This window comes from Microbacterium sp. zg-Y818 (assembly GCF_030246905.1).
In the GTDB taxonomy this organism is placed as follows: Bacteria; Actinomycetota; Actinomycetes; order Actinomycetales; family Microbacteriaceae; genus Microbacterium.
The window spans coordinates 2902895-2924526 of the sequence record NZ_CP126741.1; the positions used below are offsets into that span (position 1 = coordinate 2902895).

Here is a 21632-nt window from a genome sequence, read left to right on the forward strand (position 1 = left end):
GGGAATGCCTCCACTATACGGAGATCCCTCCTCCACATACGCTGAGAGCCGACGTGCGACGCCCCATGATCGACACCGGAAGGCCCGCCATGCGCTCCGACGCCCTGAAGAGACGCGAGACGATCGTGCGCGAAGCCCGTCGACTGTTCGCCGCGCAAGGCGCGTCGGTGCCACTCGAGGCGATCGCCGAGGCGGGCGGCGTCGGCATCGCGACGCTCTACCGCAACTTCGCCTCGCGCGCGGAGCTGACCGAGGCCGTGGCGCTGTCGATCCTGGCCGAGATGCGCCATGCCGCCGGCCGCGCACTCCAGGCGCTGCCTGGCACGCCCGACGACGCCTGGCGTGCCTTCCTCCACGCCCTGGTGGGACTCGACCTCGGGGCGCTCACCGAGGCGCTCGCCCATCCCGCGGACGCCGAGATCTCCGCCGACGTCCGCGCAGCGCAGGACGACACCCTCGGCCGCGTCGCCGACGTGCTCACCGCCGCCCGCGCCGCCGGCCTCGTGCGCGCCGATCTCGACCCGCTCGAACTCGTGCTCGCAGTCGGGATGATCACCCGCCCGCAGCCGGCGGCGATCGCGGCATCCGCCCCCCACCTCATCCCCCGCCTGACTGCGATCCTCGAGGCGGGGCTGCGCGCCGCGACCTCCGCGACCTCCGACCTGCCCGCGCCCGACCCCCCAGGGAGCACGCCGTGACCATCCCCCGCATCGCCTTCCTCGACGTCGACGGCACCATCCTCGACCACGGCAGGGACATCGCCCCCTCGACGATCGAGGCGGTGCGCTCCGCCCGCGCCGCCGGCTGCCTGGTGTACCTCTGCACCGGCCGTTCCGACGGCGACATCGACCCCCGCGTCCGGGAGATCGGTTTCGACGGCGCCATCACCAACGGCGGCGCCTACGCCACGGCCGGCGACGAGGTCATCGTGGCCGACCCCATGCCACGCGATGCCGTGGAGCGGCTGATCGGCTATTTCGAGGACCACGGCATCCTCTACTTCTTGCAGACGGATGCCGCCGTGTACGCGACCCCGGAGGTGCAGGCGGCCACCGCCGCGTTCATGGAGCAGTCGCTGAGCGTCCACAGCGACGCGGACGAGCCGCAGACCGCTCCGCAGAGCACCCCGCGGTTCCTGGACATGGCAGACATCGACCTCGACCACGTCGCCAAGGCGGTGTTCCTGGGCGACGACGCCGGAACCGTCGAGCGCGCGCGGGGCGACCTCGGCGACCGCTTCCACGTCGTCGCGGGCAGCATGCCGCTGCCGGGCGGAACCAACGGCGAGATCGGCATGAGCGGGACGACGAAGGGCTCCGCGATCCAGCGCGTGCTCGAGCGGCTCGGCATCGACGCGGCCGACTCGATCGGCATCGGCGACAGCTGGAACGACGTGGAGATGTTCGAGGTGTGCGGCGTCGGCATCGCGATGGGAAACGCCGAGCAGGCGCTCAAGGCGCGCGCCGACGAGGTGACCACGAGCATCCACCACGACGGCGTCTGGAACGCCTTCGTCCGCCACGACCTCGTCGCAGGCTGAGCCTGCCCACGCCCCCGACGCCCCCTCGCCGCGCCGCGCCCTCCCCTCGCCGCGCCCTCCCCGCGCCGCGCCGCTCGAGTGTCACATTCGCACAGTCGAGCGACGCCGAACCCGCCATTTGCGACACCGGAGCAGCGCGGGCCGCCGCGCGACCGTCACAGGAAGATGTCGGGGAACAGCTCGCTGTCGGGGGTTCCCGGCGTCGCGGCGTAGCCGGAGAAGTCGGTGACGCCCGCTTCCGCGAGCACGTCCTCGACGATCAGCGTCTGGCCGCTGCGCTCAGCGGCCGGACGGATCAGCACCTCGTAGGCGGCATCCGCGTAGATCTCCGGCGTGCGACTGACCTTCATCATGCGGTCGCCGCCCAGGGCGAACTGCACCGCGGCCGTCGCGATCGTCGTCGCCGGCCACAGCGTGTTCGCCGCGATGCCGTCGTCGGCGAACTCGGCCGCCATCCCGAGGGTGGCCATCGTCATGCCGTACTTCGCGAGGGTGTAGCCGGTGTGCGCGCCCAGCCACCGCGGCGAGAGGTTCAGCGGCGGCGACAGCGAGAGGATGTGGGGGTTCTCGGCATCCTTCAGCATCGGCACGGCCGCGCGGCTCAGCATGAACGTGCCGCGGACGTTGACGTCCTGCATCAGGTCGTACTTCTTCGCCGAGAGATCCAGTGAGCCCGACAGGTCGATGACGCTGGCGTTGTTCACGACGATATCGATGCCGCCGAACTCGCCCTGGGTCTTCAGCACCGCCGCCATGATGTCGTCGTCGTTGCGCACATCGCCCACGAGCGGCAGCGCCTGCCCGCCCGCCGCCCGGATCTGCTCGGCGGCCGTGTGCACGGTCCCCTCGAGCTTCGGGTGAGGGGTGTCGGTCTTCGCCAGCAGCGCGATGTTCGCCCCGTCGCGCGCGGCGCGCAGGGCGATGGCGAGGCCGATGCCGCGACTGCCGCCGGACATCAGGATGGTCTTGCCGGCGAGGCTCATGCGTTCTCCTTCGAAGCGGTCTTGCGGGATGCCGAGGCGAACGCGGCCACGCGGGCCTTCGCCTGGGGGGTGTCGAAGGCCGCGCCGATGGAGCGGGCCTCCTCGTCGAGCTGCTGGGCGAAGGTGCGCTCGGGCCGGGAGCGGATGAGCCGCTTGGCCTGCCCGTACGCGCCGTAGGCGCCGGCCAACCAGAACCGGGCGACCTCCTCGGCGCGCGCCCGAACCGCCGCGGCGATCGATTCGGCATCCTCGCCGCCGACCACCTCCGCCACGAGACCCCAGTCCCGGGCCTCTTCCGCCGTCAGCATGCGGTCCTGCAGCACGAGCTGCAGCGCCCGGCGCTGACCGACCGCCTGGGCGAGCTGGGCCGACACCGACAGGTCGGGGGTCAGTCCGATGTTCGCGTAGAGGCTGCCGATGCGGGAGTCCGCGCCCACGATCGCGTAGTCGCTGGTGAGCAGGATCCCCAGTCCCCCGCCGGCGGTGGTGCCGTGCGCGGCGGCGACGACGGGGATCGCGGACTCCGTCAGAGCGCGGATGCCGGCGTTGATCACCTCGGCGAGATCGCTGATGTCCTGGCCGGACCCCATGGTCTGGGCCATCGCGCGCACGTCGCCGCCGGCGCAGAACGCCCGCCCGGCGGCGTCGAGCACAATGGCGCCGACGTCGTCGCGGGAGGTCGCCTCGACCGTGACGCGCTCCCATTCGCGGGCGAGCGCGGCGTCGAAGGCGTTGAGGCTCTCGGGCCGGTTGAGCGTGATGCGGGCGAGCCCGTCGTGGACGCTGAACAGGATGGCGTCGCTCATGTCATCTCTTCTCGTCGGAGTGCCGGTCATTTCGGCGCCATGCGGATGGCGCCGTCGAGGCGGATGGTCTCGCCGTTGAGGTAGCCGTTGTCGACGATGTGCGCCACGAGGGCCGCGTACTCGTCGGGCCGGCCGAGCCGTGCGGGGTGGGGCACCTGCTGGCCGAGGGAGTCCTGCGCGGCCTGCGGCAGGCTCGCGAGCATGGGCGTCTCCATGATGCCGGGGGCGATGGTGACGACCCGGATGCCGTAGCGCGCCAGCTCCCGCGCGATGGGGAGCGTCATCGCGTGCACACCGCCCTTGCTGGCGGCGTAGGCGGGCTGGCCGATCTGCCCGTCGAAGGCGGCGACGCTGGCGGTGTTGACGATGACGCCGCGGTCGCCGTCGGCGGTCGGCTCGGTGCGGGCGATGGCGGCGGATGCCTGCGCGACGACGTTGTAGGTGCCGATGAGGTTCACCCGGACGATGCGCTCGAAGTCCCCGAGGGGGGTCGGGGCGCCGTCGCGGTCCAGCACCTTCGCGGGCGGGGCGATGCCGGCGCAGTTGACCACCACCCGCAGGGGCCCGATGCTCGCGGCGGTGGCGACCGCGGCGGCCACCTCGCTCGGATCGGTGACGTCGGCGGGGGCGAACGTGCCGCCGAACTCCGCGGCGCGTTCGGCGCCGGCAGACGAGGGCAGGTCGATGATGACGACGTGCGCGCCGGCGTCGGCCAGGCGTCGCGCGGTGGCCAGTCCCAGCCCGCTCGCGCCTCCCGTGACGAGGGCGGATGCGCCGGCGATGTCCATGTGTTCTCCTTCGAACTGGTGCTGCGTCTCACGGTAAGTGCGACCCGGTGCCATGCGCGGCGTCGCGGCTCCCAGGCTATCGGTCCCGGGGTGCGGTGTCCGTGCCAGACCCTCCAGGGTGCACACTGGCCGGATGTCGCGCCCGTCCCACCCTTTCCCGCCGAGCCCCGCCCTTGCCCGCCCGGCGCCGGGGCGGGTCAGCGGCCGAGGATCGGGGTGAACGCTCCCGCCGCGATCGACACCGCGAGCGCGACGGCCGAGATCGTGGCGCCGGAGAGCAGCAGGATGCCGTCGGCGACGGTCAGCCGGGACTCCCGCGCCCAGGTGCGCGCGCCCGGGGCGCCGAAGGCGCGGGCCTCCATCGCGGTCGCGAGCGACGACCCCCGCCGGATCGCGAGCACGAACAGCGCGAACGCTGTGCCCACCGCCCGCCGCAGTCGCCCGGTGTCGGCGACGCCGCGCGCCCGCCGCGCGAGCGACAGCGCCCGCCAGTCATCCACGAGCAGCCCCAGCATCCGCATGCCGGCGAGCGCCCCGAGCACGAAGCGGGCCGGCAGCCGCACGATCTGCGCCAGCCCGTCGGCGAGGTCGGTGGGGTCCACCGTGACGAACAGCACCACCGCGGGCAGGCCGATCGCAAGCACGCGCAAGAAGGTCGCCGCCGCCAGCAGCAGCGACCCCTCGCTCACCCGGACGAAGAGCCACTCGACGTAGACATCGCCGCTCGTCGCGCCGTAGAGCGCGATGGTGACGGCGGAGGTGGGAGCGGCGATCCACAGCGGCAGCGTCCGCAGCCAGAACTGCCGGGCGCTGAGCCCCGCCGCCAGCAGCAACGGGATCTCCAGCAGCAGGGCGACAAGCGCCGACACCGGATCGATCGTCACGACGAGCGGCAGGGCGATGAGCAGCGCGGCGCCGAGCTTGGCGACCGCGTTGCGCGCGGCGACCGGACCGCTGCCGACCCGGGGACTCACCGGCCCACCTCGAAGCGGCGGGCATGCAGGGCTGCGAGCACGGCCTCGTCGTGGGTGATCGCGACGATCGCGAGCGGACCTCGCTCGTCGATGCCGTCGCGGAGCCCCGCGATGATCGCCACGAGCTCGGCCCACGTGGTGGCATCCTGACCGAAGGTCGGTTCGTCCAGCACCATCACGCGGGGGCGCGTCGCGAGCGTCGCGGCGACCGTGAGCCGGCGCTTCTCGCCGCCGGAGAGCGTGTAGGGATTGGCCTCGGCCAGACGCGCGAGCCGCAGCCGCTCGAGCAAGTCGTCCACCCGCGCCGCCACCTCGGTCTCGGGCAGGCCGAGCGCACGCGGCCCGACGGCCAGCTCCTCGCGCACGGTGCGCGCCAGCAGCTGGTGCTCGGGATCCTGAAAGACCGTGCCGATGCGGGTGAGCAGGCTGCGCGACGACCAGCCGGCCGGGTCGGTTCCGGCATCGGCCCGACGTCGGCGCGCCGCAGCCCCCGCGGCGAGCGCGTCGGATGCCACGACCCGCCCCGCCTCGGACCGCGCCAACCCCGCGAGGGTGAGTCCGAGGGTGGACTTGCCGGCGCCGTTCGGCCCGACGACGCCCAGCACCTCCCCCGCCTGCACCTCGAGGTCCAGCGGGCCGGCGACCGGAACCCCCGGGGTGCGCGCCACCACGAGTCCGCGCGCGGTCAGGAGCGCTTCGCCGGGCGCCCCGGCGGGCGGCGGCGGCACCCGCGGGGCGATGCCGGGCACCCACACCCCTGCCGCAGCGAGCTGCCGCGGCAGGTCGGAGTCGCGGGGGGTGTGCTCCCCCGAACCCAGCACGGCGCGCGGGGACCCGTCTGCGAGCACACCGCCCCCCGGCGCAAGCACGACGACGCGGTCCACCAGCGGCAGCCACACGTCCACCCGGTGCTCGATGACGATCAGGGTGGCGCCGGTGGCATCCAGCACCCGGCCCACGGCGTCGCGCACCTCGGCGACGCCTGCCGGGTCGAGGTTCGCGGTCGGCTCGTCCAGCAGCAGGCCCCCCGGACGCATCGCGATGACACCGGCGAGCGCAAGGCGCTGCTTCTGCCCACCCGACAGCGCCGAGGTCGACCGGTCCAGCGGCACGTCGAGGCCGACCGCCTCCAGCGCCGCGTCCACCCGCTGCCAGATCTCCTGCCGTGGCACGCCGAGGTTCTCGCAGCCGAAGGCGACGTCGTCGCCCACGCGCGCGAGGATCGTCTGGCTGTCGGGATCCTGCAGCACGAGTCCTGCGGTGCCGCGTGTCGCCGTCGCCGGCTCACCGCCGACGAACAGCGCACCCTCCTGCTCGCCCTCGTCGGCACCGCCGAGCACGCCGGCGATGCCGTGAAGCAGCGTCGACTTGCCGGACCCCGACGCGCCGAGAAGCAGCACGCGCTGGCCCGGCTCGATGCGCAGCGACACGTCGCGCACCGCCCAGGCCTCACGCGTCGCATAGCGCCAGCCCCACCCGCGGGCCTCGACGGCGGCGGGTGGGGAGGCAGCGGATGCCGGCACGTCAGACGCGCCGGGAGACCTCGCGGCCTGCCGCGAACCTGCCCAGCGCACCGGTGGCGGCCAGCCCTCGCGCGATGAGCCAGGCGCCGAGACCCGCGATGACCGCGCCCGAGAGCGTCGTCGAGGCGATGTAGACGGTGGTGAAGAGCGTGTCCGCCCCCGCGTACCAGAGGATGCGGTCGTTGATGCCGGCGGCGAGGCCAGCCCCGGCTCCGGCGAGGATCGCCACCGGCAGCCGCCACACGCCGTAGAGGAACAGCAGGAACACCAGCTCGGCCCCCGCCCCCTGCACGAGACCGGAGACGATCGTCAACGGCCCCCACTTGTTGCCGAGGAGGGCCGAGATCACCGCGGCGACGGTCTCGGTGTAGAGGGCCGCCCCCGGCTTTCGGATGATGAGCCCGCCGAGCACTCCTGCGATCAGCCAGGGACCCGCGAGCAGGCCCTGGACGCCGGGCAGCAGCGGCGTCAGCAGCGCGCTCGGACCCTCGTAGCCGACGTTCCACAGCAGGAACACCGCCGCACAGGCGACGGCGATGACGCTGGCCACGACGATGTCGACGACGCGCCAGCGGGCGCGCTGCGACAGCGGCGGAACGGCCGGTCGCGATGAGCTCTGCGCGGTTGCGCCAGCAGGCTTCGATGCGTGCATTTCTCTCTCCTCCCTGCGCCGGCATGATCCGGATCAGGTTCGACGGTCGAAGCGTGGATCGCTTCCTCTCAGCCCGGCTCACCGGACTCCCGTGGTTGTGGCGTCGAGTATACCCACGGGCGGGCAGGGTATTTTTGGCAGGTGACCACCGAGGACGCCCCCCCGCTCACGCGTCGCGCAAGACGTGCGCGCCTGCGCGCCGCAGCATCGACCGATGCCGCGGCCAGTGCGTCGCCCGACGCGGCCGCACCGGACCCCGCCGGAGACAGCGCATCCCCTGCCCCGGCGGACCCTGCGGCTCCGTCCGCCGCGGCGAGCAGCGACACCGGCGCGGAGCCGACCTCCGGGGGCCGGCACGAGGATGCCGCCGTCACAGCGCACGGAGCCACCGACGTGGCGCCCGAGCGCGATCCTGCCCGTCCCGTGATCGACCGCGACGGCAGCGGTCACGACGACGCCGCTCCCCTCGCGCCGGCACGTCCCGTCCCGGCGTCGGCCATCATCGCGGCATCCGCTCTGCCGACGCCGCCGGCGGGGCCCATCGATCCCACGGACGAAGAGACCGCGACCGCGACCGGTGAGGCGTCCACCTCCCCCGCACCTGCCGAAGCCCCTGTCCCCAGCGCATCGCACCGCCGGGTCGCGCTCGCGTGGGTGGACGAGGATGTCGTGGCCGCGGCATCCCCCGCCATGAGTCTCGGCACCGCCGCCTCCCCCTACACGACGGTGCAGACCGACCTGCTCGCCAGCCGACCGCGACGGTCGCCGTGGCGTCCGTCGGTGCTCGTGCCCCTCTTCAGCGTCGTCGCGGTGATCACCCTGTATGTGCTCACCACGCTGCTGTGGCCGCTGCACGCCCTGCCCCCGCAGGTGTCGGCCGCCACCATCGCCCCGCTTTCGGCGCCCGCCGCCGCACCGGCGTGGCCAGAGGACGGAAGCGCCGCGGTGGGGGTGGACGGCATCACCGGCACGGTCGCCTCGTCACCCGACGTCCGCTCCATTGCGAGCCTCACGAAGGTCGTCACGTCGCTGATGATCCTCGACGAGATGCCGCTCGCCCCCGGCGAGCAGGGCCCCGAGTACCGGTTCACCTACGCCGACCAGAGCGAGTACTGGGCGTACCGCGAACGCGGCGAATCGGCCCTCCCCGTGCCCGTCGACGGCACGCTGACGCAGTACCAGATGCTGCAGGGCATTCTCATCGCCTCGGCGAACAACTACGCCGACCGGCTCGCATCGGAGCTGTGGCCGAGCAACCGGGTCTTCGCCGACGCCGCGCAGTCCTGGCTCGCGCAGCAGGGTCTGACCGGCATCACCGTCGTCGACCCGAGCGGCATCGGCGACGACAACGCCGCAGACCCCGCCGCACTGATCGCGCTGGCGGAGCGGGCACTGGCGAACCCCGTCATCGCCGAGATCGTGCGGATGCCGTCAGCGGAGCTGCCCGGCGCCGGGCTCATCGAGAACACCAATGCGCTGCTGGCGGATCCCGGCGTCGTCGGGGTGAAGACCGGTGCGCTGTGGCAGCACTTCAACCTGCTGGTGGCCAAGGACATCGTCGTCGGCGAGACACCGGTGCGGTTGTTCGCATCGATCCTCGCGCAGTTCGACGGCGAGGAGCGCAACGTCGCGGCCCGCGAGCTGCTCGCGCAGCTCGAGTCCGAACTGCAGCAGCGGCCCGCGGTGACCGCCGGAACGATCGCGGGCGTGGTGACGACGGCGTGGGGCGAGCGGGTCGACATCGTCACCGCCGCCGACGCGTCGGTCGTGCTGTGGAACGGTGCCACCGGGGAAGTCACCACCGACCTCGCCGTCGGCGATGACCGCGAGGCGAAGGCGTCTGCCGGCACCCTGACGGTGACGGGACCCCTCGACACCGCGACGGTCGATGTGCGTCTCGCCGATGCCATCGAGGGACCGAGCGCCTGGTGGCGGCTCACCCACCCGCTGCAGCTGTTCGGCCTGGCAGGCTGATCGCGCCGCGATGCTCAGAACGGCCAGATGAGCGGCACGTAGAGCACCGCGACGGCCAGGAACACCAGCGCCAGTGGCAGACCCAGGCGCCAGTAGTCCCCGAAGCGGTACCCGCCGGGCTGCATGACCATGAGGTTCACCGGCGTCGCGATCGGGGTGAGGAACGATGCCGCACCGGCGACGGTCAGCGCCATCATGAACGGCTGCACGCTGAGGCCGAGCGTCGCGGCGATGGAGACGGCGATGGGGGCGACCACCAGCACGGTGGCGACGTTGGAGATGAACTGACCGAGGATGATCGTCACGACGCACAGCACCAGCAGCGCGAGGTGGGGTGAGGCGTCGCCGGTGAAGCCCAGCACCAGCTCGGCGACGACGTCGGCCGCACCGGTCGAGACGAACGCGGACGACAACGGCACCATGCCCCCGATGAGGATGACCGTCGTCCAGGAGATGGCCCGATAGGCCTGCGGCATGCTCATGACGCCGGTGAGCACCATCGCGCCGGCCGCGAGCAGCCCCGCCACGGCGGGCGGCACGAGGTTGGTGGCGAGCAGGGCCACCATGAGCCCCATGATCGCCAGCGCCCGGCGGGCCCCGTTTCCGAGGGGAACGGTGCGCCGCAGTGCCTGCGGCGGCGTCACAGCGATCACGTCGGGCGAGCGGGTGTAGCGCTCCAGTGCCGCCCATGGGCCCTGGACCAGCACGGCATCCCCCGCCTGCAGCGTCAGCTCGCCCACTGTTCCGTCGCGGGAGATGTGGGGCGGCTGAGCGGTGCCCCGCCGGGCGGCGAGGATCACGAGATTCTCATCGCGCGTCGTCATTCCCGACCAGACGGTGCGCCCGATGAGGTTGGAGCGGGGAGCCACCATCACCTCGACCACGCCGTCCGTCGCGCTGAACAGGCTCCGCGTGGACAGGTCGACGGCGTAACTCTCCCGCCAACCCTGCGCTGCGGCGCTGGGGTCCGGCGCAGCGTCGAACCGGTCGGCGGTGCGGTCGGGCAGCAGCCGCGGACCGAGGAGCGCCACCAGGGCGATCGTGAGCGCGACGAGAGGCACCCCCGCGAGCGCGAACTCGAAGAAGCCGAACGGGCGACCTCCTGCCGACTCCGCCAGCTGCGACACCACCGGGTTCACGGGAGTGCCGGTGAGGGTGAGCAGCGACCCGGCGCTGGCGGTGAAGGCGAGCGGGATGAGCATCTTCGAGGGCACGATGCCGGCGCGCAGCGCCACCACCACCACGACCGGCAGCAGCGCCGCGACGGCGCCGTTGATGCTGATGAACCCGGTGAGCACCGCCGACATCGCGCCGATGATCACCAGAAGTCGCCGAGGCCGCGTGCCCCCTCGGGTGATGACCTGCTGACCGGCCCAGGCCGTCACCCCGGTGGAGTCCAGCCCTTCGCTGATGACGAACAGCGAGGCGATGAAGATGACCGTCGGGTCACCGAATCCGGCGAACGCCTCGGGAAGGGACTGGATGCCGCTCACCCACAGCGCCAGCGTCACGCCGATCGCCACGATCGCCAGGGGCACCTTGCCGCTGACGAAGGCGATGATCGCCAGTCCCAGGATGACGAAGATCGCGATCACGGGGTCCACCCGTCAACGGTACCCCGGTGCCCTTTCGCGGGCGCGGTTCAGACGAAGCGCACGGTGCGCTGCAGTCGCGTGCGAACGTCGAACAGCTCGTTGCCGCCGATGTCGCGCGCGCCGGTCATGCCGCGACGCAGCACCGTCGCCAGCGCGCTGCGCGAGACCACCGCGACGGGCAGACCCCGGACCTTTCCCAGCTCCTCGATCGGCTGCACGAGGTCGTCATCTGGCAGCACCACCAGCGCCCCGCTGAAGCGCACCCGCGCGGCGCGCGCGATGGTGCGGGAGCGGGCGACCAGCTCGGCCACGGGCGACCCCTCGACGCCGTCGCCGATGAGTTCGCCGCGGCGCACCCTCACCGGTCCGCCGAAGTCCTCGGAGAGCACCGCGTACAGCCCGCTCGGACCGAGCACGATGTGGTCGAGCTTGGCGTCGGGGAGGTCGCCGCGGGCGGGCGCCGAGACGTCGTGCCAGACGGTGTAGCCCATGCCGAGGTCGGCGACCACGCGGGCGGTCGCCTCTTCGGCGAGCGCGTCGGCCAGCAGCCGCCGCACCTCGTGGGGCGCGGTACGCACGAGCGCGGGGTCGTAAGGGTCGGGAAGGTCGACACCGCGGCCGACCCACTCCCGCATGAGGGTCAGGTAGCGCTCGCGCCGCCACCCGCCGGGGTGCCCGAACGAGCGGGCGCGGGGACGCGTGTCGGTGCGCGCAGCCGGCGCCTTCCACCCCGAGAAGTCGGGGGCGGCGGCAGCGCCGAAGCCGTGGCCGCGGTCGTAGGCGGCACGGGCGTCGGAGGTGCCCACGAGCTCCCACGCGCGCTGCACCTGCACGAACACCGCGGCGTCGCCGCCGGTGTCGGGGTGGGTCTGCCGCAGCCGCAGCCGATACGCCTTGCGCAGCGCCTCGTCGTCGGCGGCGGGGTCGACGCCGAGCACGTCGTACGCCGAGGCGGACAGCGGACTGTCGAACACGTTCCCTCCCGGGGTCGGCCATCCAGGCTAGCGGCGCAACCCGGGCGTCAGCTCCACAGCGGCACGTCGGGGACGAACGCCAGCGCCTCCTCGGCGATTCCCGGGTCGACGTCGGCGAGGGCGGCCGGATGCCACCGGGGCGAGCGGTCCTTGTCGACGAGCTGAGCGCGGATCCCCTCCACGAGGTCGGGCTGGGTCTGTGCGAACCACATCACCAGGCCGTACTCCTGCGCGAGGGCGGCCCGGAGGTCCGGCAGGCCGCGCGCGCGGCGGACGGCGGCGAGGGTGACCGTCAGCGCCGTCGGCGACAGCGTCTCGAGCTCATCGGCGGTGGCGGATGCCGCGGGCTCCGGCCGCGCCCGCAGGCGCGCGACGATGTCGGCCACGGTGTCGCCGGCGAAGGCGTCGTCGATCCACTCCCGGTCCGCCTGCAGGCGGGACGACCCTGCCGTGGCATCGAAGAGCAGGACGAGCTCGGTGGGGGTGTGGGGGTCGGCCCGGGTCTCGAGTGCGTGGTGCAGCTCGGGCAGGTGCTCCGACGGCACCAGATGATCGGCGAATCCGGCGTGGATGGCATCCGCGGCATCCATCGTCGTGCCGGTCAGCCCCAGGTACTCCCCCAGCCTGCCGGGCGCACGGCCGAGCAGCCAGGTGCCGCCGACGTCGGGGGTGAAGCCGATGCGGGTCTCGGGCATGGCGAGCCGGGATCGCTCCGTGACGACGCGTACGGCGGCGTGGCCGGCGAGGCCGATGCCGCCGCCCATCGTGATGCCGTCGGCGAGCACCACCACGGGCTTCGGGTACTCGGCGATCGCGGCGTTGAGCGCGTACTCGGCGCGGAAGAACAGGGCCGTGTCCCCCGGGCGCCCCGCGACGATCTGCTCGTACAGTCCGCGCACGTCTCCGCCGGCGCACAGCCCCCGATCGCCGGCGCCGTCCAGCAGCACGATCCCCACGTCGGGGTCCCCCCGCCAGGCGTCCAGTGCGGCGTGCAGGTCCTCGACCATGCCCAGGTCGAGCGCGTTGATGGCGCGCGGACGGTCGAGCGTGAGATGGCCGACTCCGTGGCGGCGCTGCACGCGGATGCGGGTCTCGGGCGAGGTCTCTGTCACAGCCTCACGTTATATGGTTCGCATTCACCGGCCATCCCCGTCAGACTGGGGCGAAACGAGAGGTTGCCCGCATGCCCGACGGACAGGTGCTCGAGTTCTCCGGCCTCACCAAGCGCTTCGGCGCGCTGACGGCCGTCGACCGCTTCACGGCCAGCGTCGAACCCGGTCGGGTGACCGGGTTTCTCGGCCCCAACGGCGCGGGCAAGACCACGACGATGCGCACGCTGCTGGGCCTCGTGCGCGCCTCGGAGGGCACCGCCACGATCGGCGGCACTCCGTACGCGCAGCTGCAGCGGCCGCTGCGGAGCGTGGGCTCGGCGCTCGAAGCGTCGAGCTTCCACCCCGGCCGCACCGCCGCCGCCCACCTGACCGCCCTCGCCCAAGCCTCGGACGTTCCGGTCTCGCGGGTGGACGAGACGCTGGGGCTCGTCGGACTGGCCGATGTCGGCGGGCGCAAGGTCGGCGGCTACTCGCTGGGCATGCGCCAGCGGCTGGGCCTGGCCGCAGCCCTCTTGGGCGACCCGGGAGTACTCGTGCTCGACGAGCCGACGAACGGGCTCGATCCCGAGGGCATCCGCTGGATCCGCGATTTTCTGCAGGCGCTCGCCCGCGAGGGACGCACCGTCTTCGTCTCGTCGCACCTGCTGTCCGAAGTGCAGCAGACGGTCGACTCGCTGCTGGTGATCGCGCGAGGACGTCTGGTCTTCCAGGGCACGATCGACGACCTCGTCGACCCCAGGGAGTACGCCACCGTCGTCGACGCCCCTGATCGCGGCGCACTTGCGGCAGCCCTTGCCGCCGCCGGCATCGGCGCCGAGCCGCTGCGCGCGGGACTGCGGGTCGCGGTGGCGGACCCCGCCGAGATCGGCCGCATCGCCGCGGCATCCGGCGTCGCCCTGTCGCTGCTGCAGCGCCAGGGCCCCTCCCTCGAGCAGGTGTTCCTCGAACTCGCGGACGGCCGTCGGGTGCACGCCAGTGCGGGCGGCGAGGCCGCGGAGCCGCCGGTCGACGCCGCGGCGGAAGGAGTCACGCGATGAGCCTCGTCGGCACGGTCAAATCCGAGAACACCAAGCAGTTCTCCACCTCCTCCTGGTGGATCCTCGCGATCGTGCTCCTCGTCTACGTCGGGTCGACGGCCGCCGCTCTGGCGTTCTTCTTCGCCGCCTCGGCCACCGGCCAGCTGGGTGGAGCGAACGCCCCGCAGATGCCGGCCGAGACCCTGCCCCCGCTGCTCTACAGCCTCGCCACCGCGATGGGGTACGTGTTCCCGCTCCTCATCGGCACGCTCATGGTGACCACCGAGATCCGCCACCAGACACTCACGCCCACGTTCCTGGCGACGCCGCGCCGAGGCAGGGTGCTGGCGGCGAAGCTCATCGTGGGAGTCGCCCTCGGCCTGATGTACGGCGTAATCGGCGTACTGTCGTCGGTGGTCCCCTCGGCCGTGCTGCTGTCGGTGCAGGGCGTCGACACCCAACTCGGCGAAAGCGACACGTGGGCGATGGTCGCGCGCATGCTCGCCGCCTTCGTGCTGTGGGTGTTCATCGGCATCGCCGTGGGCGCGCTGGTGCGCAACCAGATCGTCGCGATCGTGGGCGTGCTGGTCTTCACCCAGTTCGTCGAGCCGATCGCCCGCACGCTGGTGCCGTTCGTCGAGGGCGCCGGCGACGTGGTGCGCTTTCTGCCCGGCGCGGCATCCGACGCCCTCGTGGGGGCGAGCCTGTACAACGCCGAGGTGATCATGGGCGCGGGCGGCGGCAACATGCTCCAGTGGTGGGCGGGCGGCCTCGTGCTGCTCGGCGTCGCCGCGGTGCTGCTGGTGCTGGCATACCTCTTCAGCTGGCGCCGCGACGTGGCCTGACGCGCTTCGGACGCTGCTGCCCGCTAGGCGGTGGCGGGCTTGGCCGCGGGCTTCGGCTTCGGCGCGCGCGCACGCGTCGTCCGGGCGCCCTCGGCGAGCTTGCCCTCGGGCTGTGTCGGCACCGCCGCCGTGGCGAGAGTCACGACGTCGGCGGGGTGCTCGCCGGCATCCACCTGCAGCGCCTGCACCAGCGCGAGGCCGTGCCGCGTGGTGAGCACCACCCGCTGGAACTCCGGGTGCCCCTCGAGGTCGATGACGACGCCGGGCAGGTGACGGCGGACGACGACGAAGTCCACACCGTTGACCGACTTCCATGTGCCGATGGCGACGACCCCGGGAAACCGCGTGCCGGGACTCTGGATGCCGCGCAACCACGTCCACGGATCGTCGATCAGCTGCACCTTGGCGATCGTGTCGCGTTCGACGATCACATTCCCCTTGCGGAATGCGAGGGCGCGCTCGGTCCCCGACAGCACCACTTCGAGGCGGGTCGAGTCCAGGAGCAACGTCACCATGTGCTCCAGTCTGCCAGCGTCACGGTCAGGGTTTGCTTACGGGACGGCAACGATCTGCCGGGCCTCGCGCGCGTAGGCGGTGCAAGACTGGGGCGGTGACCCTTGCGCAGCCCGCTTCCCCGGCGGCGACAGTCCATGACACCCTCGGCAGGGCGGCTTCCGGCGCCCTGCTCGACGCCGTCGACGCCGAGGTGCTGCTGCAGGCGTCGGGTGAGGCGTTCGACCGGCTGCTCGACCTCGCGGCGCGACTGCGAGACGAGGGCCTGGCGGCATCCGGTCGCCCTGGGGTCATCACCTACTCCCGCAAGGTCTTCGTTCCGCTGACGACCCTGTGCCGCGACCGCTGCCACTACTGCGTGTTCGTCGACACGCCGGGCCAGCTGGCCGCTCGACACAAGCCGTTGTACATGACCGATGCGCAGGTGCTGTCGGTGGTGCGGCAGGGGCAGGCGCACGGATGCAAAGAAGCGCTGCTGACCCTCGGCGACCGCCCCGAGGACCGTTGGCCCGCCGCGCGCGCCTGGCTCGACGACCACGGCTATACCTCGACGCTGGATTACGTCGGCGCGATGGCCCGGCTCATCACGGCCGAGACCGGCATGCTCGTGCATCTGAACCCCGGGGTGATGGGCTACGAGGAGATCCTGGCGCTGCGGCCGACCGCCCCCTCGATGGGCATGATGCTCGAGACCACCTCGACCCGCCTGTACACCGAGCCCGGGCAGGTGCACTTCGGCTCGCCCGACAAGGATCCCGCCGTGCGGCTGCGGGTCATCGACGACGCCGGCCGGGCGCGGGTGCCGTTCACCACCGGCATCCTCGTCGGCATCGGCGAGACGCTGCGGGACCGGGCGGAGTCGCTCGTGGCCATCCGCGACGCGCACGAGCGCCACGGGCACGTGCAGGAGGTGATCGTGCAGAACTTCCGCGCCAAGCCGCAGACGGCGGCGCAGTCCGCACCGGACGCGGACCTGCGGGAGTATGTCGCGGCCGTCGCCGTTGCGCGTCTCGTGCTGGGACCGCGCATGCGGGTGCAGGTGCCGCCGAACCTGTCGGATCCGACGGAGTTCGCTCTGCTGGTGCGGGCGGGCGCGGACGACTGGGGCGGGGTGTCGCCCGTGACCGCCGACCACGTCAACCCCGAGCGACCCTGGCCGCACCTGGACGACCTGGCGCGCCGCACCGCCGACCTCGGCTTCGAACTGCGTGAGCGGCTCACCGCCCACCCGGAGTACATCCGGCCCGCGGACGGGTGGCTCGACCCGGCGATGCACGCGCCGGTCGCGGCGCTGGCCGACCCGGTGTCGGGGCTTGCGGCGGTTGCGAGCGCGGCGGGCGCGGCCGGCGGCTCGGCGGAGGCCGGCGTGCACAGCGTCGGCGATCCCCGCGAGGGCGCGGCCGACGGCCCGGTTTCGGGGTCGCCCGAGGCGGATCGGCGACGTTCTGCACGCCGAGGCGCCGGAGCCACCATCGCCCGCCTCGCCGAAGAAGCGGCCGACGACCCGCTGAGCCTCGGCGACGACGACTGGGCCCGGCTGCTGCTGGCCACCGGCACCGACCTCGAGTCCGTCGTCGCGACCGCCGACGACGTGCGGCGCTACACGGTGGGCGAGGCGGTGAGCTTGGTGGTCAACCGCAACCTGACCTCCAGCGGCTTCCGCTCGCGCGGCGCGGCCGCGCCCGACGAGTTCGACCTCGCCGACGTCGCAGCGATCGCCGCCGACGCGGCCGATCTCGGCGCGACCGAACTGTGCGTCCAGGGCCTGCTGCCGGCGACCGAGGACCCGGCCGGCTACCTGGCCATCGCCCGCGCGGTGAAGGCCGCGGCCCCCGGCATCCACCTGCACGCCTACCGCCCGCAGGACGTATGGGACCTCGCCGACCGCGGGGGTCTGGGCCTGGACGGCGCCCTCGCGGCGATGCGCGACGCCGGCGTCGACACGGTGCCCGGCACCGGTGTGAAGGTCGCCGCCGAGCGGGTGCGCGCCGCCCTCTTCCCCACCGACCTCGAGGTCGACCGCTGGATCGAGGGCATCTCCGCCGCCCATCGCCACGGCTTCCGCTCGACGAGCGTGCTGTTCTACGGGCACGTCGAGACGGTCGCAGAGCGCGTCGCGCACCTGCGTCTCCTCCGCCGCCTGCAGGATGCCGCGACGGCCGCCCGCGCCGGAGGCGGCTTCACCGAGTTCGTGCCGATCCCGCTGCCCGCCCCAGCCGGCGGCGTGCCGCTCGTGCCCGGGCGCGCGGCCATCGACGAGCACCGGGCCATGGTCGCGGTCGCGCGACTGGCCCTCAACGGCTCGATCCCGCACATCCAGGTGCCGTGGCCGCGCCTCGGCCGGGATGCCGCCGCCGTGCTGCTGCGGGCGGGCGCCGACGACCTGGGCGGGACGCTGCTCGACGGGCGCGTGCGCCCGGACACCGGCATCGAGCACGGGCAGGAGCTGGCGGCATCCGACGCCGCACGCATCGCCGCGCGGCTGATGCGGCCCTTCCGTCTGCGGACCACCGACTACGGCACCCCGACGCCCGCCACCGCCGCCCCGCCCGCACCGGCGAGCACCCCGTGACCGAGCACGTCGAGGTCGCCGTCGTCGGCGCGGGCTTCGCCGGACTCGGCATGGCGATTGCGCTGCGCCGCGCGGGCCGCGAATCGTTCGTGATCCTGGAGCGCGCGGCATCCGTCGGGGGCACGTGGCGCGACAACACCTACCCCGGCGTCGCCTGCGACGTGCCCTCGCACCTCTACGGCTTCGCCACCCACCCGAACCCGGACTGGTCGGGGCTCTACGCCACCGGCACCGAGATCCACGGGTACCTCGAGCAGGTCGCCGAGGCCGAAGACCTGGGCGACCGCCTGCGCCTGCGCACCCCCCTGCTGTCGGCGCGGTGGGATGCCGACTCGGCCCGCTGGATCCTCGACACCGGATCCGGCGCGCTCACCGCCGACGCACTGGTGCTGGCCTGCGGTCGGCTCACCGAGCCGTCGATCCCAGAGATCCCCGGGCTCGAGCAGTTCGCCGGGCCCATCTTCCACTCCGCGCGGTGGGATCACCGCGCCGACCTCGCGGGCGCGCACGTGGCGGTCGTCGGCACCGGCGCGAGCGCGGTGCAGCTGGTGCCGCGGCTGGCCGACATCGCCGGGCACGTGACGCTGTTCCAGCGGACGCCGGCCTGGATCGTGCCGCGCGGCGAGCGCCGGTACGACGACGCCGAACGCGCACGCTTCGCCGCGCATCCCGAGGAGCTCGCCGCGCTCCGCGCCGCCCTGTACGTCGAGGGCGAGGCCCGGTACGCATCGCGGTCGGGCGACGCCGCGGCATCCGCTGCCGCGCGTGAGGTCGCGCTCACACACCTCGCGGCGCAGGTGCCCGACCCCGCGCTGCGCGCAGCCCTCACCCCCGGCTACGCGTTCGGATGCAAGCGGGTGCTGCTCTCGGACGAGTTCTACCCCGCGGTCGCCTCCCCCGCAGTCACCCTCGAGCCCTCGGCCCTGGCGGCCGTCGAGGGCGGCGAGCTGGTGGCGGCATCCGGCGCCCGCCACCGCGTCGACGCCCTCGTGCTCGCCACCGGGTTCGTCTCGCAGCGCCAGCCCTACGCCGACCTCGTCACCGGCGAGCACGGGCAGAGCCTGGCGGAGCACTGGTCCGCGGGCATGACGTCGTTCGCGTCGACGGTGGTCGCAGGCTTCCCGAACCTCTTCGTGCTCGACGGGCCGAACGCCTCGCTCGGGCACAACTCCGCCGTGCTCATGCTCGAAGAGCAGGCCGCGTACGCCGTGCGCGCCCTCGCGCGTCGCGCCGCCGCGCCGCGCGGCGTGCTGCGCGTGCACCCGGATGCCGAGGCCGACTACACCGCCGAGATCGCGCGGGCCGCCCGCACTACGCCGTGGCTGACCGGCGGATGCGACAACTGGTACGTCGACCGTGGCAGGCTGACCCTGCTGTGGCCCGGCACCGTCGACGCGTTCCGCGCGCGGCTGGCGCGGGCAGACGGATCCGAATTCACGACCACCCCCGCCCGCACCGGCGGGGACGAGAGGAGAACGTCATGACGCAGGGACAGGCTCAGGGAGCCGACGGCATCCGCCTGGGCTACAAGGCGTCGGCCGAGCAGTTCGACCCCTCCCAGCTCGCCGACTTCGCGGTGCTGGCCGAGGAGGTCGGGTTCGACTCGGTGTTCATCTCCGACCACTTCCAGCCGTGGATGCACGAGGGCGGCCACGCCCCCGCTGCCCTGCCGTGGCTCGGCGCGGTGGGCGCTCGCACCTCGCGGGTGCTGCTGGGGACCTCGGTGCTGACGCCCACGTTCCGCTACCACCCGGCCGTCGTCGCGCAGGCGTTCGCCACACTCGGGGTGATGTTCCCGGGGCGCATGATCCTCGGGGTCGGCACGGGCGAGGCGTTGAACGAGGTCACGCTCGGACTGGACTGGCCCGACCCGCCCGAGCGCTTCCAGCGCATGAAAGAGGCCATCACGCTCATCCGCGAGCTGTGGACGAACGACCGGGTGACGTTCGAGGGCAACTTCTGGAGTGTGAAGGATGCCACCGTCTACGACCGTCCCGACCAGCCGGTGCCGATCTACATCGGCGCGTCGGGACCGGCGGCGACCCGCCTCGCCGGTCGCATCGCCGACGGCTGGATCACCACGAGCGGCAAGGATCCGGCGCTGTACACCGACAAGCTGCTCCCCGCTCTCGAGGAGGGTCTCGAGAAGGCCGGCCGCACCGACGCCGACGTCGACACGCTCATCGAGGTGAAGGTCTCGTTCGCCCCGACCCGCGAAGAGGCGCTGGAGAAGACCCGCTTCTGGGCGCCGCTCGCGCTGTCGCCGGAGGAGAAGACCGGCATCCACGACCCCATCGAGATGCAGCGGCGGGCCGACGAACTGCCGATCGAGCGCGCGGCGTCGCGGTTCATCGTCTCCACCGATCCGGACGAGCACGTCGAGCAGATCGCCCGGTACGTCGACCTCGGGTTCCGCCACCTGGTGTTCCACGACCCGGGCCACGACCAGGAGACATTCCTGCGCACCTACGGCACCGAGATCCTGCCGCGCCTGCGGGCGCGGTTCGGTCAGTGACTCCGGTCGACACGCCGGTGGGCGACGGGCCGGGGGCGACGGGAGCCGTGCGCCCCGGCGCCTCGAACGGCGAGGGCCACGGCGACGCCGACGCCGACGCCGTCGACGCCGACTGGATCGTGATCGTGCCGGTGAAGCCGGCCGAGGCCGGCAAGTCGCGACTCGCCGTGCCGGGGATCGATCGCGAGGCGCTGGCCCGCGCCATCGCCCGCGACACCCTCGCCGCGGTCGCCCGCACCCCGGGCGTCGCGCGGGTGATCGTGGTCAGCAGCGACCCGGATGCCGCGGCCACCGTGGCCGGCGACCCCGACGGCGCCCCCGTGGAGATCGTGGGAGACCCGGGCGAAGGGCTCGACGCCGCCGTGGCGATGGGGGTCGCGGGGTTCTCCGGCCGCGCCCGTGCCGCACTCCTGGGCGACCTGCCCGCGCTGCGGCCCGACGAGCTCGCGAGCGCGCTGCGCTCCGCCGCCCGTCACCGCCGCGCGGTGGTGGGGGATGCAGAAGGGACCGGATCGACCCTGGTCACGGCCTCGGGCGGACTGGCGTGGCGGTCGGCGTTCGGCACGGGCTCATTCGGCCGGCACCGCAAGCTCGGCGCCGTGGCGGTGACCGCGCCCGCGGCATCCGGCCTGCGCCGCGACGTGGACACCCTGCAGCAGCTGCGCACGGCCGAAGACGTCGGGGTGGGACCGCGCACCTCGGCACTGCTACACGCGGCCCGCCGTGGAGCCGACGCGGTGCTCACCACCGCGAGGCTGCGGCTGCGTGAGATGGCCCAGCACGACCTCGACGAGATGGCCGCCCTGCTGGGCGATCCCGCGGTGATGCGCTACTACCCCGCCCCGTTCACCCGCGAGCAGGCGGCCGCGTGGATCGAGCGCAACCAGAGCCGCTACCGCGACGAGGGCTTCGGCCTGTGGATCGTCGAAGACCACGACGGCGCGTTCGTCGGCGACTGCGGCCTCACCTGGCAGCGGATGGGCACGCGGCGGGTGCTGGAGGTGGGGTATCACGTGGCGCCGCGCTTCCAGCGGCGCGGCTACGCCAGTGAGGCCGCCGCGGCGGCCCGGGATCTGGCGCGCTCGCTGGGCTTCGGCGAGCTGCGGGCACTCATCCACCCGCACAACGCCGCGTCGACGCGGGTGGCGACGAAGATCGGCATGCACCGGGATGGCGCCGAGTCCGCCCTCACCGGCATCACTGTCATGCGCATGGAGCTGTAGCGGCCGCAGGGGCGCGCGGCGCTCCGG

At 73.3% G+C, this 21632-nt stretch carries 19 protein-coding genes and 1 riboswitch; of the genes, 9 read left to right on the forward strand and 10 right to left on the reverse strand.

The features are described from left to right. The first annotated feature begins 53 nt into the window (after window positions 1-53). Window positions 54-698: a TetR/AcrR family transcriptional regulator gene (locus QNO21_RS13695; RefSeq protein WP_257518404.1), complete on the forward strand. Its 645-nt coding sequence runs from the start codon at window positions 54-56 to the stop codon at window positions 696-698. Continuing rightward, on the forward strand, window positions 695-1540 hold the full coding sequence (locus QNO21_RS13700) for a Cof-type HAD-IIB family hydrolase (RefSeq protein ID WP_257518405.1): 846 nt from the start codon (window positions 695-697) through the stop codon (window positions 1538-1540). The genes QNO21_RS13695 and QNO21_RS13700 overlap by 4 nt, the downstream gene beginning before the upstream one ends. A 155-nt stretch (window positions 1541-1695) precedes the next feature. On the opposite strand, the gene QNO21_RS13705 is transcribed toward QNO21_RS13700, so the two are convergent. The 6 genes from QNO21_RS13705 to QNO21_RS13730 all read right to left on the reverse strand — a co-directional run bounded on the left by QNO21_RS13705 (window position 1696) and on the right by QNO21_RS13730 (window position 7266). Then, window positions 1696-2523: an SDR family oxidoreductase gene (locus tag QNO21_RS13705; protein WP_257518406.1), complete on the reverse strand. Its 828-nt coding sequence runs from the start codon at window positions 2521-2523 to the stop codon at window positions 1696-1698. Continuing rightward, entirely contained in the window at window positions 2520-3329 is an 810-nt protein-coding gene (locus QNO21_RS13710; protein ID WP_257518407.1) for an enoyl-CoA hydratase/isomerase family protein, read from the reverse strand. The genes QNO21_RS13705 and QNO21_RS13710 overlap by 4 nt, the downstream gene beginning before the upstream one ends. A 26-nt stretch (window positions 3330-3355) precedes the next feature. Next, window positions 3356-4117, reverse strand: coding sequence for an SDR family NAD(P)-dependent oxidoreductase (locus tag QNO21_RS13715; protein ID WP_257513849.1), 762 nt, complete (start codon window positions 4115-4117; stop codon window positions 3356-3358). 197 nt (window positions 4118-4314) lie between these two features. Further along, entirely contained in the window at window positions 4315-5091 is a 777-nt protein-coding gene (locus QNO21_RS13720; RefSeq protein WP_257513850.1) for an energy-coupling factor transporter transmembrane component T family protein, read from the reverse strand. Continuing rightward, the gene (locus QNO21_RS13725) at window positions 5088-6614 is read right to left on the reverse strand and encodes an ABC transporter ATP-binding protein (RefSeq protein WP_257518408.1); all 1527 of its coding nucleotides are present in this window, start codon (window positions 6612-6614) and stop codon (window positions 5088-5090) included. The genes QNO21_RS13720 and QNO21_RS13725 overlap by 4 nt, the downstream gene beginning before the upstream one ends. 1 nt (window position 6615) lies before the next feature. Continuing rightward, on the reverse strand, window positions 6616-7266 hold the full coding sequence (locus tag QNO21_RS13730) for an ECF transporter S component (protein ID WP_257517525.1): 651 nt from the start codon (window positions 7264-7266) through the stop codon (window positions 6616-6618). After that, window positions 7260-7369: riboswitch (TPP riboswitch) on the reverse strand. Its footprint overlaps the gene before it by 7 nt. A gap of 38 nt (window positions 7370-7407) precedes the next feature. On the opposite strand from QNO21_RS13730, the gene QNO21_RS13735 reads away from it, so the two are divergent. After that, on the forward strand, window positions 7408-9240 hold the full coding sequence (locus QNO21_RS13735; RefSeq protein ID WP_257518409.1) for a D-alanyl-D-alanine carboxypeptidase family protein: 1833 nt from the start codon (window positions 7408-7410) through the stop codon (window positions 9238-9240). Window positions 9241-9254: 14 nt separating this feature from the next. Here the strand turns inward: QNO21_RS13735 and QNO21_RS13740 are convergent, their stop codons facing one another. From QNO21_RS13740 to QNO21_RS13750, 3 genes are read right to left on the reverse strand one after another with little or no spacing between them, the layout of a single operon-like run. Further along, a complete protein-coding gene (locus QNO21_RS13740) occupies window positions 9255-10844 on the reverse strand; it encodes an SLC13 family permease (protein ID WP_257518410.1) in 1590 nt (529 codons plus the stop codon). Window positions 10845-10882: 38 nt separating this feature from the next. Further along, complete coding sequence (locus QNO21_RS13745) at window positions 10883-11809, reverse strand: J domain-containing protein (protein WP_257515714.1); 927 nt, start codon at window positions 11807-11809, stop codon at window positions 10883-10885. A 47-nt stretch (window positions 11810-11856) separates the two neighbouring features. Further along, window positions 11857-12921, reverse strand: a complete 1065-nt coding sequence (locus QNO21_RS13750; protein ID WP_257518411.1) for an enoyl-CoA hydratase/isomerase family protein — start codon at window positions 12919-12921, stop codon at window positions 11857-11859. Between the two features lie 71 nt (window positions 12922-12992). On the opposite strand from QNO21_RS13750, the gene QNO21_RS13755 reads away from it, so the two are divergent. Together QNO21_RS13755 and QNO21_RS13760 are read left to right on the forward strand one after the other, a co-directional pair. Continuing rightward, entirely contained in the window at window positions 12993-13958 is a 966-nt protein-coding gene (locus QNO21_RS13755) for an ATP-binding cassette domain-containing protein (RefSeq protein ID WP_257518412.1), read from the forward strand. After that, on the forward strand, window positions 13955-14782 hold the full coding sequence (locus QNO21_RS13760; RefSeq protein ID WP_257518413.1) for an ABC-2 transporter permease: 828 nt from the start codon (window positions 13955-13957) through the stop codon (window positions 14780-14782). The genes QNO21_RS13755 and QNO21_RS13760 overlap by 4 nt, the downstream gene beginning before the upstream one ends. Window positions 14783-14805: 23 nt before the next feature. On the opposite strand, the gene QNO21_RS13765 is transcribed toward QNO21_RS13760, so the two are convergent. Beyond that, a complete protein-coding gene (locus tag QNO21_RS13765; protein ID WP_257515710.1) occupies window positions 14806-15297 on the reverse strand; it encodes a hypothetical protein in 492 nt (163 codons plus the stop codon). A gap of 95 nt (window positions 15298-15392) precedes the next feature. Here QNO21_RS13765 and cofG point away from each other — a divergent pair, with 95 nt between their 5' ends. The 4 genes from cofG to cofC are packed head-to-tail and all read left to right on the forward strand — an operon-like array spanning window position 15393 to window position 21605. Beyond that, window positions 15393-17867, forward strand: a complete 2475-nt coding sequence (gene cofG / locus QNO21_RS13770; RefSeq protein ID WP_257518414.1) for a 7,8-didemethyl-8-hydroxy-5-deazariboflavin synthase CofG — start codon at window positions 15393-15395, stop codon at window positions 17865-17867. Beyond that, complete coding sequence (locus QNO21_RS13775) at window positions 17864-19351, forward strand: flavin-containing monooxygenase (RefSeq protein WP_257518415.1); 1488 nt, start codon at window positions 17864-17866, stop codon at window positions 19349-19351. Before cofG ends, QNO21_RS13775 begins: the two co-directional genes overlap by 4 nt. Beyond that, window positions 19348-20382, forward strand: a complete 1035-nt coding sequence (fgd, locus tag QNO21_RS13780) for a glucose-6-phosphate dehydrogenase (coenzyme-F420) (RefSeq protein ID WP_257518416.1) — start codon at window positions 19348-19350, stop codon at window positions 20380-20382. The genes QNO21_RS13775 and fgd overlap by 4 nt, the downstream gene beginning before the upstream one ends. Continuing rightward, window positions 20379-21605, forward strand: a complete 1227-nt coding sequence (gene cofC / locus QNO21_RS15405; RefSeq protein ID WP_308211307.1) for a 2-phospho-L-lactate guanylyltransferase — start codon at window positions 20379-20381, stop codon at window positions 21603-21605. The genes fgd and cofC overlap by 4 nt, the downstream gene beginning before the upstream one ends. Window positions 21606-21632 lie beyond the last annotated feature (27 nt).